The organism is Pseudomonas thermotolerans DSM 14292 (genome assembly GCF_000364625.1).
GTDB classification, from domain to species: Bacteria; Pseudomonadota; Gammaproteobacteria; order Pseudomonadales; family Pseudomonadaceae; genus Aquipseudomonas; species Aquipseudomonas thermotolerans.
Window position 1 is genome coordinate 50,902 of record NZ_KB822615.1, and the last position, 11,973, is coordinate 62,874.

The 11,973-nt window shown below is 68.2% G+C and carries 11 protein-coding genes and 1 pseudogene; 3 read left to right on the top strand and 9 right to left on the bottom strand.

Going from position 1 to position 11,973, the window contains the following annotated elements; all coding sequences use genetic code 11:
* Positions 1-82: 82 nt before the first annotated feature.
* The 3 genes from ubiB to ubiE are packed head-to-tail and all read right to left on the bottom strand — an operon-like array spanning position 83 to position 3,074.
* Entirely contained in the window at positions 83-1,684 is a 1,602-nt protein-coding gene (gene ubiB, locus H165_RS0113180; RefSeq protein ID WP_026146616.1) for a ubiquinone biosynthesis regulatory protein kinase UbiB, read from the bottom strand.
* A complete protein-coding gene (locus H165_RS0113185; RefSeq protein WP_017939407.1) occupies positions 1,681-2,304 on the bottom strand; it encodes a ubiquinone biosynthesis accessory factor UbiJ in 624 nt (207 codons plus the stop codon). The genes ubiB and H165_RS0113185 overlap by 4 nt, the downstream gene beginning before the upstream one ends.
* Entirely contained in the window at positions 2,304-3,074 is a 771-nt protein-coding gene (ubiE, locus tag H165_RS0113190; protein ID WP_017939408.1) for a bifunctional demethylmenaquinone methyltransferase/2-methoxy-6-polyprenyl-1,4-benzoquinol methylase UbiE, read from the bottom strand. Before ubiE ends, H165_RS0113185 begins: the two co-directional genes overlap by 1 nt.
* Positions 3,075-3,228: 154 nt before the next feature.
* Here ubiE and H165_RS0113195 point away from each other — a divergent pair, with 154 nt between their 5' ends.
* The 3 genes and pseudogenes from H165_RS0113195 to H165_RS18600 all read left to right on the top strand — a co-directional run bounded on the left by H165_RS0113195 (position 3,229) and on the right by H165_RS18600 (position 4,888).
* Complete coding sequence (locus H165_RS0113195) at positions 3,229-3,504, top strand: polyhydroxyalkanoic acid system family protein (protein ID WP_017939409.1); 276 nt, start codon at positions 3,229-3,231, stop codon at positions 3,502-3,504.
* Between the two features lie 104 nt (positions 3,505-3,608).
* Positions 3,609-4,034, top strand: coding sequence for a phasin family protein (locus H165_RS0113200; protein ID WP_017939410.1), 426 nt, complete (start codon positions 3,609-3,611; stop codon positions 4,032-4,034).
* An 11-nt stretch (positions 4,035-4,045) separates the two neighbouring features.
* Positions 4,046-4,888, top strand: a pseudogene (locus H165_RS18600) (phasin family protein).
* Here H165_RS18600 and H165_RS0113210 read toward each other — a convergent pair.
* From H165_RS0113210 to hslU, 6 genes are all read right to left on the bottom strand, one after another.
* Positions 4,803-5,420 (bottom strand): TetR/AcrR family transcriptional regulator, encoded by a 618-nt coding sequence (locus H165_RS0113210; protein WP_017939412.1) that lies wholly within the window; start codon positions 5,418-5,420, stop codon positions 4,803-4,805. The pseudogene H165_RS18600 and the gene H165_RS0113210 sit on opposite strands and share 86 nt — an antisense overlap.
* An 8-nt stretch (positions 5,421-5,428) precedes the next feature.
* Positions 5,429-7,120, bottom strand: coding sequence for a class II poly(R)-hydroxyalkanoic acid synthase (gene phaC, locus H165_RS0113215; RefSeq protein WP_017939413.1), 1,692 nt, complete (start codon positions 7,118-7,120; stop codon positions 5,429-5,431).
* Positions 7,121-7,373: 253 nt separating this feature from the next.
* Positions 7,374-8,279, bottom strand: a complete 906-nt coding sequence (phaZ, locus tag H165_RS0113220) for a poly(3-hydroxyalkanoate) depolymerase (RefSeq protein ID WP_017939414.1) — start codon at positions 8,277-8,279, stop codon at positions 7,374-7,376.
* Positions 8,276-9,955, bottom strand: coding sequence for a class II poly(R)-hydroxyalkanoic acid synthase (gene phaC / locus H165_RS0113225; RefSeq protein ID WP_017939415.1), 1,680 nt, complete (start codon positions 9,953-9,955; stop codon positions 8,276-8,278). The genes phaZ and phaC (H165_RS0113225) overlap by 4 nt, the downstream gene beginning before the upstream one ends.
* A gap of 230 nt (positions 9,956-10,185) precedes the next feature.
* Positions 10,186-10,560 carry a gamma-butyrobetaine hydroxylase family protein gene (locus H165_RS0113230; protein ID WP_017939416.1) on the bottom strand — a complete coding sequence of 125 codons (375 nt, stop codon included), beginning with the start codon at positions 10,558-10,560 and terminating at the stop codon, positions 10,186-10,188.
* Positions 10,561-10,628: 68 nt separating this feature from the next.
* Entirely contained in the window at positions 10,629-11,966 is a 1,338-nt protein-coding gene (hslU, locus tag H165_RS0113235; RefSeq protein ID WP_017939417.1) for an ATP-dependent protease ATPase subunit HslU, read from the bottom strand.
* Positions 11,967-11,973: the final 7 nt, after the last annotated feature.

An 11,973-nucleotide genomic window follows, 5' to 3' on the forward strand; every position in this document is an offset into this window, starting at 1 on the left:
CGGATGCTCGGGCGAAGCGCGGCGCCGGGCGTCGGCTTCTCCCTGTGGATCGGTCAAGTTTGCCAGTCGGGATCGCAACTGGCTATCGGCGCAGCACCAGATACAGCCCGGCGGCAGCCATCAGCCAGGCCGGCCAGGCCTGCGCGGGGTCCGCCTGCAGGCCGGCAGCGAGCACCCCGGCGCCGCCGAGCAGGGCCGCGCCGAGCAGGCGCAGGGCCCAGCGGTCGCCGGGCTGCGCGGAGGGCGGCGGGTTGTCGAGCGGCGGATGGGAGAGCCGCTCGAGCACATCGCGGGTCATGCTGGCCAGGTGCGGCACCTGCTCGATCTGGCTCTGCAGGTTGCCGAGCAGCTGGCGCGGGCTGACCCGCTCGCGCATCCAGCGCTCCAGGAAGGGCGCCGCGGTGCTCCACAGGTCGAGCTCCGGGTACAGCTGGCGGCCGAGGCCCTCGATGTTCAGCAGGGTCTTCTGCAGCAGCACCAGCTGCGGCTGGATTTCCATGTTGAAGCGTCGCGCGGTCTGGAACAGGCGCAGCAGCAGCTGGCCGAAGGAAATGTCCTTGAGCGGGCGCTCGAAGATCGGCTCGCAGACGGTGCGGATCGCCGCCTCGAAGTCGTTGACCCGGGTGCCCGCCGGCACCCAGCCGGAGTCGATGTGCAGCTGCGCCACCTTGCGGTAGTCGCGCTTGAAGAAGGCCAGCAGGTTGCGCGCCAGGTAGTCCTGATCCTCGGGGGTGAGGCTGCCGACGATGCCGCAGTCGATGGCGATGTACTGCGGGCTCCAGGGCGTGCGGGTGCTGACGAAGATATTGCCGGGGTGCATGTCGGCATGGAAGAAGCTGTCGCGGAACACCTGGGTGAAGAAGATCTCCACGCCACGCTCGGCGAGCAGCTTGAGGTTGGTGCGCTGGTCGATCAGGCTGTCCAGGTCGGTGACCGGGATGCCGTAGATGCGCTCCATCACCAGCACCTTGGGGCGGCACAGATCCCAGTACACCTGGGGCACGTAGAGCAGCGGCGAGCCCTCGAAGTTGCGCCGCAGCTGGCTGGCGTTGGCTGCCTCGCGGAGCAGGTCGAGCTCGTCGTAGATGGTCTTCTCGTAGTCGCTGACCACTTCCACCGGGTGCAGGCGGCGCGCCTCGGTGGAGATCGCCTCGGCCAGGCGGGCGAGCAGGAACAGCCAGGCCAGGTCGGCGCGGATCACCGGCTTGAGGCCGGGGCGGATCACCTTGACCACCACCTCCTCGCCGCTCTTCAGCTGCGCGGCGTGCACCTGGGCGATGGAGGCCGAGGCCAGGGGCTGGCTGTCGAAGCGGGCGAACAGGCTGCCGACCTTGGCGCCCAGCTGTTCCTCGATGAGCGCCACCGAGCGTTCCGGGTCGAAGGGCGGCACCCGGTCCTGGAGCTTGGCCAGCTCGTCGGCGATGTCCGGCGGCAGCAGGTCGCGGCGGGTGGAGAGCAGTTGCCCGAACTTGATGAAGATCGGTCCGAGATCCTGCAGGGCCAGGCGCAGGCTCTCGCCGCGCGACAACTGGCGGCGCCGGCGCGGCAGCCAGCGCCAGGGCAGCAGGAAGCGCGTGGCGGCCAGCCACCAGGGCAGGGGCAGCTCGAACAGCAGGTCGTCGAGGCGGTAGCGGATGACCACGCGCTGGATGGTCAGCAGGCGGCGGACGGCAAGCAGCTTCATGCAGGATCGTCGGATGCAGGGGTGGAGGAGAGGCGCTCGACCCGGGCCTCGAGACGGTCGAGGGCGAGCTTGAGGTCGTCCAGCTCGGCGAAGCGGGCTTCGGCTTCCTGGCGCCCTACCAGGCTGCGTGATTCCTCGCTGAGGTAGTCGGCGAGGCTCTGCCTCAGGCTGTCCAGGCCGTCCAGCGCCCAGCGGGCGCGCAGCCTGAGGTGGCCGCCGAGCAGCGCCGCGGGCAGCGGGCCGAGCCAGCGCGCCAGCTCGTATTCCCAGTCCAGCTCGAGATCCTGGAGGATCCCGGCGAGTTCCAGGAGCAGGCCGCTGTCGCCCTCCAGCTCGACCTCCGGGCCGTGCAGGATGCTGGTCTTGTCGCGGCTCACCGCCAGGCGCAGCAGGCTGGTGGCCGGGGCGCGCAGGCGGCAGTCGGCGGGCGCCTCCCAGTGCGCGGCGAGGCGCAGACCGTCCACCTCGGGGAGGACGAACAACTGCACGGCCGGTGCCGGGCAGTCCACGGCGATCACCCGCCCGGCCAGGGGCGCGAGGCGTGCCGGGACGCTGGCGTCCAGGCGCAGGACTCGGTTGAGGCCGGCCTCGACGCCGGCCAGCACGGCCTGGGTCAACATCAGGGCTTGATGCCGCGGTGCAGGGCGACGATGCCGCCGGTCATGTTGTGGTAGGTGACCCGCTCGAAGCCGGCGTCCACCATCATCGCCTTGAGGGTTTCCTGGTCCGGGTGCATGCGGATCGACTCGGCCAGGTAGCGGTAGCTGTCGGCGTCGTTGGTGACCAGCTTGCCCATCAGCGGCAGCAGGGTGAAGGAGTAGGCGTCATAGGCCTTGGACAGCAGGCTGCTGGTCGGCTTGGAGAACTCCAGCACCAGCAGGCGGCCACCCGGTTTGAGGACGCGCAGCATGGAACGCAGGGCGTCTTCCTTGTGGGTGACGTTGCGCAGGCCGAAGGCGATGGTCACGCAGTCGAAGTGGTTGTCGGGGAACGGCAGCTTCTCGGCGTCCGCCTGGACGAAGCTGACGTTGCCGGCGACGCCGCTGTCCAGCAGCTTGTCGCGTCCGACCTTGAGCATCGAGGCGTTGATGTCGGCGAGCACCACTTCGCCGCTGGGGCCGACCAGCCTGGAGAACTGCCGGGTCAGATCGCCGGTGCCGCCGGCGATGTCCAGCACCCGGTTGCCCGGGCGCACGCCGGACAGCTCGATGGTGAAGCGCTTCCACAGGCGGTGGATGCCTCCGGACATGAGGTCGTTCATCAGGTCGTACTTGGCGGCCACGGAGTGGAATACCTCGGCGACCTTCCGGGCCTTCTGGCTCTCCGGCACCCGCTGGTAGCCGAAGTGGGTGGTGGGTTCGGCATTGCTGCCTTCGCGCGGTTCGTTCATGGGCTGTCACCGGAAAGAGAATGCCGGGCATTCTAAACCCAAATGCGCTGCCAGGCGGCAATCGGCACGCATGCATGCCGCTCTGCGCGGCAGCGCCCGGTACGGGCGAGGCGGTATAGTGGTGCGACCACCGGCCGCAGTCAGGAGCCCAGCCATGTCCCGCATCCATGTCGAACGACCCCATTCTCTCGGCCGTGCCGCCGCGCGGGCCAAGGCCGAGCAGCTGGCCGAGCGCCTGGCCCGTGAGTACGAGATCAGTTACCGGTGGCGCGGCGACACCCTGGAGTTCCGCCGCAGCGGCGCCGACGGACGCATCGAGGTAGGCGAGGACCGGGTGCGCGTGGAGATCAAGCTCGGCCTGCTGCTCTCCGCGCTGAGCGGCTCGATCCAGCGTGAGATCGAGCGGGCCCTGGATGAGAGGCTCGCCTGAGGGCCGCCCCTCTAGTATGTGCTTTCTAATTTTCTTCCCTACCTTGCACCCAAGCCTGCGGGGTTGTGCGGGCCGTCCCCCAACCTGAAACAGTGAGGTGCGACATGGCGAAGATCGTTGCCAGGAAGAAAGTCGAAGAGGTCGCCGAGCCGGCGGCCGGCGTGCTGACCGAGATCCGGCGCTATGGCCGGCAGATCTGGCTGGCGGGGCTGGGTGCCTACGCCAAGGCCGGCCAGGAAGGCCTGAACTATTTCAAGGAGCTGATCCGCGCCGGCGAGGAAGCCGAGCAGCAGGGCAAGAAGCTGGTCAGCGAGCAGGTGGAAGCGGCCAACAGTCAGATCGACAGCATGAAGAGCGGCGTGAAGACCGGTATCGAGACCCGCTTCGAGCGTCTCGAGAAGGCTTTCGACGACCGCATCGCCGCGGCGCTGAACCGCCTCGGCATCCCGTCCCGCCAGGACATCGACGGCCTCTCTGCTAAGCTGGACGTGTTGAACGACATGCTCACCCGCGTGGCCAAGACTCAGTGAAGGAGAGCGGGATGGTCGCCAAGAAGCAATCCGACAAATCCGAAAAGGCCAGCAGCTCCTGGATCGGCGAGATCGAGAAGTACTCGCGGCAGATCTGGCTGGCCGGCCTGGGTGCCTATTCGAAGATCAGCAAGGACGGTAGCAAGCTGTTCGACACCCTGGTCGCCGACGGCGAGAAGGCCGAGAAGCTGATGGACGAGAAGGTCGATGTGGTGAAGTCCAAGGCCAGGTCGGCCACCAGCCGGGTCAGCAAGGTCAAGGGCTTGGCCCTCGGCAAGTGGGAGGAGCTCGAGGAAGCCTTCGACAAGCGCCTGAACAGCGCCATCTCGCGGCTCGGGGTGCCGAGCCGCAACGAGGTCAGGGAGCTGCACGACAAGGTCGAGGAGCTGACCCGAAAGATCGAGCAGCTCACCGGACAGAGCGCCAAGGCGACCAAGAGCGCGGCGGCCAAGACAGTCAAACCGGCCGCCAAGGCCGCCGCCAAAGCGGCAGGCAAGGCAACGGCGAAACCGGCTGCCAAGGCGGCTGCAGCGGCCAAGCCCGTGGCGAAAGCCGCCAAGCCGGCCGCCAAACCCGCGGCGAAGAAGGCCGCGAGCAAGGCCAGCGCCAAGCCGGCGACCACCCCGGCGTCCGCCCCGGCCGAGGTGCCGCTGCCGGCCGCCGAGGGGCCGCTGGAGACGCCGAGCAGCCCGGCCACGTCGTCCTGATTTCGGCCACCCTGGGCAAACGCCCGGCTTCGGCCGGGCGTTTTGCATGGACGGGCCGTATTCAGTCGCCGTCCAGGTAGCGCAGCGCCAGGCGTTCGGCCAGCGCGCGCGCCTCCTCCTTCAGGTGCGGGGCGACCAGCATCATGATCTGGAACACCACCAGGCGACTCTCCGCCTTGCTGCCGAGCAGGCGCTGGTAGGCCACCGAGAACAGCAGGGTGAGACTGATCTGCTCGACCAGCAGGCCCAGCGCGCGGGTGTCGCTGACCAGCTGGCGTTCGGCCTTCAGGCGCGCCAGCAGGGCGGCCAGGGTGCGCTTCAGGCCGTTCAGCCAGTGGCGCAGGCTGCGTGCCAGGCGCGGCTGGCGGGCGGCCAGGGTGGCCAGATCCTGGAACAGGAAGCGGTAGCGCGCCAGGCACTCGACGATCAGGTGCAGGAACAGCCAGTAGTCCTCGGCGGCCAGGCGCGCCTCGGCGGGCGGGTCGAGGAGCGGCGTAGCCTCCTGCTGGAAGCGCTCGAACAGGGCGAGGACCAGGGCCTCCTTGCCACGGAAGTGGTAGTAGAGGTTGCCCGGACTGATCTCCAGCTCGTTGGCGATCTCCAGGGTGGAGACGTTCGGCTCGCCACGTTCATTGAACAGCAGCAGGGTGCAGTCGAGTATCCGCTCGCGGGTCTTCATGCCGCTCCTCAGCGCACCAGCACGTAGGTGCCCGGCGCCGCCTCCAGGGCCGGGTAGCGGGCGTTGCCGATGCTCATCCGGGTCGGCCGCTGCTCGCCGGAGCGGGCCTGGATCCAGGCCAGCCACTCCGGCCACCAGCTGCCCTCCACCTTCCGCGCGTCGTAGTACCAGGCGCGCGGGTCGGCGCTCAGCCTGCCGTTCTCGAAGTAGTGGGCCTTGGGGTTGCCCGGCGGGTTGAGGATGGCCTGGATGTGTCCGGCGTTGGAGAGGATGAAGCGCCGTTCGCCGCCGAGCAGCAGCAGCGAGCGGTACACCGCGTCCCAGGGGGTGATGTGGTCGTTGATGCCGGCCACGCAGAAGCTGTCCACGGTGACCCTCTGCAGGTCGATGGGCGTGCCGCACACTTCCAGGCCGCCGGGGCGGGTCAGCGGGTTGTGCTTGAAGATGTCCAGCAGGTCGCCGTGCAGGGCAGCCGGCAGGCGGGTGTTGTCGTTGTTCCAGTAGAGGATGTCGAAGGCCGGCGGCTGGCGCCCGAGCAGGTAGTTGTTGACCCAGTAGTTCCAGATCAGGTCGTTGGGGCGCATCCAGGCGAACACCTTGACCAGGTCGCGGCCGTCCAGCACCCCGGCCTGGTAGGAGCGGCGCTTGGCGCTCTCCAGGGTCTGCTCGTCGACGAACAGCAGCGCCGGGTTGCTTTCGATCTGGCTGTCCAAGAGGCTCACCGCATAGCTGGCGCTGGCGATCTTGCGCAGCTGCCGGCGCGCCTGCAGGTGGCCCATCAGCGCCGCCGCGGTGAGGCCGCCGGCGCAGGCGCCGAGCAGGTTGACCGCCTTGCTGCCGGTGATCGCCCGGCACACCTCCAGCGCCTCGTCGAGGGCCTGCACGTAGCTGGACAGGCCCCACTCGCGGTGCCGCGCGTCGGGGTTGCGCCAGCTGATCATGAACACCTGCAGGTCGTTCTTCAGGGCGTACTGGACGAAGCTCTTCTCCGGGCTCAGGTCGAAGATGTAGAACTTGTTGATCTGCGGCGGGACGATCAGCAGCGGCCGTTCGTACTGCTTCTCGCTCATCGGCCGGTACTGGATCAGCTCCAGCATCTCGTTGCGGAACACCACCGAGCCGGGGGTGGTGGCCAGGTTCTTGCCGACCTCGAAGGCCTGCTTGTTGACCTGGCTGGGCAGACCGTCGTTGTGCAGCAGGTCGTCGATCAGGTGGCGCAGGCCGCGCAGCAGGCTGCCGCCGCCGGTGTCGAACAGCTCTTTGATGGCCAGCGGGTTGAGTAGGCTGTTGGACGGCGCCAGGGCGTCGCTGAGCAGCGAGGCGAGGAACAGCGCGCGGGTGCGGTCGTCGGCGCTCAGGTCGCTCTCGTCGATCCACTGGACGAGCTGCTTCTGCCAGGCCAGGTAGGCCTGCAGTCCGCGCCGGTAGAGCGGATTGAGCTGCCAGGTGGGATCGGCGAAACGGACGTCGCCGGGGTTGGGCGCATACAGGGTGTCGCCGAGCAGTACCCGGCCCAGCTGTTTGCCGAAGGACAGCAGGTGTCGGGTGCCGTGCAGCGGGTGTCTGAGCCCGTGCAGGGCTATGTCGCGAGCGCTGGAGAGCAGGTCGCGGCCGCGCAGGCCGACCACGGCGTTCTGGGCATTCATGAAGGCAGCGGGAGCTGGCAGGGTGTTGACAGCGGGTTGATGGCGCGTGGGCATGGGCGGCACTCCCTCGTCAAGGCAGTTGAAACCCCTTCCGGCTGCTGGAAAACGTGCGCGGGCCAACTCCGGTTGCCGGGCGGCGGCCTCGCGCACACTGCGGTTTTGCAACAACCTGCTGGACCGTGGCTCACCCAGCAAGGCTTGTACCAGGCAGCCGCCAGGTGACATTCCAGACTGCCTGCTGCAGATTGCCGGGGGATGACGGCAGGCCTGCGGCGGCGCTCCTTGCACCGCCGGGGTGCGCGCCGGTTCAGGACGTGCGCCCGCCGGGGGCAGGGTGCGGGTGCATCACCGCGCGCTGCTTCTCCTCCTCAAGGAACTTCATGATCAGCGGCGCCACCGCCTCGGCGCGGGTGATCAGGAACAGGTGGCCGTCGTCGATCACGTGCAGCTCGGCGTTGGGGATCCGCCAGGCGAGCATGCGCATGTTGATCAGCGGGATGATGGGGTCGTCGTCGCCGGCCAGCACCAGGGTCGGTTGGCGGATCCGGTGCAGCCAGTGGAAGCTGGTCCAGCCCAGGCCGGCGAACAGCTGCCAGTAGTAGCCCAGCTTGCCGCCGGAGCGCACCTTGCTGGCGTGGCTGAGGGCCAGGCTGGCGTCGCGGCGGAAGGCGCCGCCGTAGATGTCCGGGGCGATGCGTACCCCGTAGGATGGCTGGAGGTAGCGCCGCGGACTGGCCATGCGCCAGAGCACCCTGGGCTTGCCGGGAACCATCACCGCGCCGGCCGAGGTAGCGGCGAGCACCAGCTTCTTGCAGCGCTCCGGGAAGTCGTGGGCGAACTGCTGGGCTAGGGCGCCGCCCCAGGACACGCCGATCACGTTGACCTGGCCGTAGTCCAGGTAGTCGAGCATCCGCGCGATCAGCCTGGCCAGGCCGGGGAAGCGGTAGGGCAGGCTGGGCGTCGAGGAGCCGCCCACGCCGGGCACGTCGAAGGCGATCACCTCGAGGTCCGGGTCGAGGGCCTGGACGAAGGGCAGCACCAGCTCCAGGTTGGCGCCTATGCCGTTGCAGATCAGCAGCGGGGGCAGCGGCGAGCTGCCGGGACGCACCGCGGTGCGCAGGGTCTGGCCGTCCAGCTCGATGGTGCGGAACACGAAGGGGCTGGGCGGGTTGGCGGCGCCGTCCGGCGCCGGGGCGGGAGGATCGCTCTTCATCGTTCGTGCACGTAGGTTCCGGGGGCCGCTTCACCGGACGGGTACTGCTTGTTGCCAAGCTTGCCCGGGACCTTCTTCAGCGGACCGGAGCGCTCCGTCAGCCAGGCCTGCCAGTGCAGCCACCAGGAGTCGATCTGCTTGGTGGCGTTCTCCTGCCAGGCCTTGGGCTCGCTGGGGAGCTCGCCGTTGCCGGTCATGAAGCGCGCCTTGGGGTTGCCCGGCGGGTTGAGGATGGCCTGGATGTGCCCGCTGTTGGACAGCACGAACTCGGTGCTGCCCCCGAACAGCCGCGCCGAGCGGTAGCAGGCCTCCCAGGGGGTGATGTGGTCGTTGATGCCGGCCACGCAGAAGCTGTCCACGGTGACTCTCTGCAGGTCGATGGGCGTGCCGCACACCTCCAGGGCGCCCGGGCGGGGCAGCGGGTTGGTCTTGAACAGCTCGATCAGGTCGCCGTGCAGGGTGGCCGGCAGGCGCGTGGTGTCGTTGTTCCAGTAGAGGATGTCGAAGGCTGGCGGCTCGTTGCCGAGCAGGTAGTTGTTGACCCAGTAGTTCCAGATCAGGTCGTTGGGGCGCATCCAAGCGAACAGCTTGGCCAGGTCGCGGCCCTCCAGCACCCCGGCCTGGTAGGAGCGGCGCTTGGCGGCCTCCAGAGTCTGCTCGTCGACGAACAGCGAGAACTGGGTCTCGATCTCGGTATCCAGCACGCTGACCAGCAGGGTCAGGGCATGGATCGGCTGCTCGCCGCGGGCCGCGTAGTGGCCGAGCAGGGCCGCGGTGGTGATGCCCCCGGAGCAGGCGCCGAGCATGTTCAGGTCGGTGCTGCCGGTGATCGCCAGAACCGCCTCGACGGCCTCCTTGAGGGCCTCGATATAGGTGGACAGGCCCCATTCGCGCTGGGTCTTGGTGGGGTTGCGCCAGCTCAGAATGAAGGTCTGCAGGCCGCTGCGCAGGGCGAAGCGCACCAGGCTCTTGTCCGGCGACAGGTCGAACACGTAGAACTTGTTGATCTGCGGCGGGACGATCAGCAGTGGTCGGGCATGCACCTGCTCGGTGCTCGGCCGGTACTGGATCAGCTCTAGCAGGTCGTTGCGGAACACCACGGCGCCCTCGGTGAGCGCCAGGTTCTTGCCCACCTCGAAGGCCTCCATGTTCACCTGGCTGGGCAGGCCGCCATTGTTCACCAGGTCCTTGGCCAGGTGCCCGAGGCCGTCCAGCAGGCTCTTGCCGCCGGTCTCGAAGAAGCGCTTGAGGGCCGCCGGGTTGGCCAGGCTGTTGCTCGGCGCCAGTGCTTCGGTGAGCAGGTTGATGACGAAGTGGCCGCGGCTGATGTCCTGGGGCGGCAGATTGCTGTGCTCGATCCAGTCGTGCAGCTCCTGGCGCCAGGCCAGGTAGAGCTGCATGTAGCGGCGGTACAGGGGATTGTGGCTCCAGGCCGGGTCGGCGAAGCGGCGGTCGCCGTCCTCCGGCTTCAGGTCGGCCTGGCCGAGCAGGACGTTCTTCAGCTGCACGCCGAAGTGGGCGACGTGGCGGGTACTGTGCAGGGGCTGGCGCAGCGCCTGGACGAGCACCTGGCGGGTCGAGCTGAGGAGATCCTTGCCGCGCAGGCCCACGACCGGGTTGAGGCTGAGGGTGTGCTCCGAGGCTTGGCGCTGTAGGTCTTCGGCGATCTTGTTCATCTACGACGCTCCGTTGTCCTGAGGCGGATACCGGCCGGCGTCTGCCGAGGGCAGAAACAAGGCGGGTACGACTCGAGGGTTACCTGGGGGACTGCACTGCTTTCGCTGGAAACGAATGCATGGAGCCTGCCAGTTCCTTGGTTGCGCGAGTATGACGAGCCGCCTGCGGGCCCGGGGGCGTGGCAAGGAGTATGGGCGGGGGAATTAGAAAAAGCGCTCTAAGCGGCGAACTAGAGCATCAGCTTGACGACCGACTCGGCGGGGTCGCGGGACTTGCCCTGGCGGTGCAGTTCGGCCAGGTAGTCGTTCCACAGCTGCTCCTGGTTGAGGGCCAACTGTTCCAGGTACTCCCAGGTGAACAGTCCGCTGTCATGGCCGTCGTCGAAGCACAGTTTTAGTGCGTATTGCCCGGCTGGCTCGATGCGCTCCAGACCGACCCCCAGCTTGCCGTGCTGCAGCACCGGGTTGCCATGGCCCTGCACCTCGGCCGAAGGCGAGTGCACGCGGAGGAATTCCGCGCTGAGCACATAGCGCTCGTCGGGCGCGTATTCCAGCTCGAGGGTCTTGGAAGCCTTGTGCAGCTTGATGGCGGTAGGGATGCGCATGGGGGAACTCCGCAGGAAGGCGACGCACCCCGGGATGGCTTCCGGGGTGCGTCCTCTGTCGCGACAGTTTAGAGGATGTAGCGGGACAGGTCCTCGTCCTGGGCCAGCTCGCCGAGGTGCGCGTTGACGTAGGCGGCGTCGATACGGATCGGCGTCTCCAGGTGCTGGGCGGCCAGGTCGCCGGCGCTGAAGGAGACTTCCTCGAGCAGCCGTTCGAGCAGGGTGTGCAGGCGGCGGGCGCCGATGTTCTCGGTCTTCTCGTTGACCTGCCAGGCGATCTCGGCGATGCGCTTGATGCCGTCCGGGGTGAACTCGATGTTCAGTCCCTCGGTCTTCAGCAGCGCGGCGTACTGCTCGGTCAGCGAGGCGTGCGGCTCGGTGAGGATGCGCTCGAAGTCCTCCGGGGTCAGCGCCTTGAGCTCCACGCGGATCGGCAGGCGGCCCTGCAGCTCTGGCACCAGGTCGCTGGGCTTGGCCAGGTGGAAGGCGCCGGAGGCGATGAACAGGATGTGGTCGGTCTTCACCATGCCCAGCTTGGTGTTCACCGTACAGCCCTCGATCAGCGGCAGCAGGTCACGCTGCACGCCCTCGCGGGACACGTCGGCGCCGCCCACGTTGCCGCGCTTGGCCACCTTGTCGATCTCGTCGATGAACACGATGCCGTTCTGCTCGACGGCCTCCAAGGCGCGGGCCTTGAGCTCCTCCTCGTTGATCAGACGCGCCGCCTCCTCGTCGCGGATCAGCTTGAAGGCCTCCTTGACCTTCAGCTTGCGCGCCTTGTGGCGGCCCTTGCCGAGGTTGGCGAACAGGCTCTGCAGCTGGTTGGTCATCTCCTCCATGCCGGGCGGCGCCATGATCTGCACCCCGGCCGGGTGCTCGGCCACCTCGATCTCGATCTCCTTGTCGTCGAGCTGGCCCTCGCGCAGGCGCTTGCGGAACAGCTGGCGGGTGTTGGAGTCGGCGCTCGGTGCGGATTCCTCGCCGAAGCTGCGCGCCGGCGGCAGCAGGGCGTCGAGGATGCGTTCCTCGGCGGCGTCCTCGGCGCGGTGGCGGACTTTGATCATCTCCTGCTCGCGCAGCATCTTGATCGCCGCGTCGGCCAGGTCGCGGATGATCGACTCCACGTCGCGGCCGACGTAGCCGACCTCGGTGAACTTCGTGGCCTCCACCTTGATGAAGGGCGCGTTGGCCAGCTTGGCCAGGCGGCGGGCGATCTCGGTCTTGCCGACGCCGGTGGGGCCTATCATCAGGATGTTCTTCGGCGTCACCTCCTGGCGCAGCTCGGGCGGCAGCTGCATGCGCCGCCAGCGGTTGCGCAGGGCGATGGCGACGGCGCGCTTGGCCTCGTCCTGGCCGATGATGTGGCGATTGAGTTCGTGAACGATCTCGCGGGGGGTCATGGACATGGCTGCA

What these genes read in the sequence shown, in the direction of transcription:
- H165_RS0113230 (WP_017939416.1), bottom strand. Translation starts at nt 10,560, where the DNA reads ATGCGCATCCCTACCGCCATCAAGCTGCACAAGGCTTCCAAGACCCTC.
- phaZ (WP_017939414.1), bottom strand. Translation starts at nt 8,279, where the DNA reads ATGAAGAGCGATCCTCCCGCCCCGGCGCCGGACGGCGCCGCCAACCCG.
- hslU (WP_017939417.1), bottom strand. Translation starts at nt 11,966, where the DNA reads ATGTCCATGACCCCCCGCGAGATCGTTCACGAACTCAATCGCCACATC.
- H165_RS0113200 (WP_017939410.1), top strand. Translation starts at nt 3,609, where the DNA reads ATGGCGAAGATCGTTGCCAGGAAGAAAGTCGAAGAGGTCGCCGAGCCG.
- ubiB (WP_026146616.1), bottom strand. Translation starts at nt 1,684, where the DNA reads ATGAAGCTGCTTGCCGTCCGCCGCCTGCTGACCATCCAGCGCGTGGTC.
- H165_RS0113210 (WP_017939412.1), bottom strand. Translation starts at nt 5,420, where the DNA reads ATGAAGACCCGCGAGCGGATACTCGACTGCACCCTGCTGCTGTTCAAT.
- H165_RS0113185 (WP_017939407.1), bottom strand. Translation starts at nt 2,304, where the DNA reads ATGTTGACCCAGGCCGTGCTGGCCGGCGTCGAGGCCGGCCTCAACCGA.
- phaC (WP_017939415.1), bottom strand. Translation starts at nt 9,955, where the DNA reads ATGAACAAGATCGCCGAAGACCTACAGCGCCAAGCCTCGGAGCACACC.
- H165_RS0113195 (WP_017939409.1), top strand. Translation starts at nt 3,229, where the DNA reads ATGTCCCGCATCCATGTCGAACGACCCCATTCTCTCGGCCGTGCCGCC.
- ubiE (WP_017939408.1), bottom strand. Translation starts at nt 3,074, where the DNA reads ATGAACGAACCGCGCGAAGGCAGCAATGCCGAACCCACCACCCACTTC.
- phaC (WP_017939413.1), bottom strand. Translation starts at nt 7,120, where the DNA reads ATGCCCACGCGCCATCAACCCGCTGTCAACACCCTGCCAGCTCCCGCT.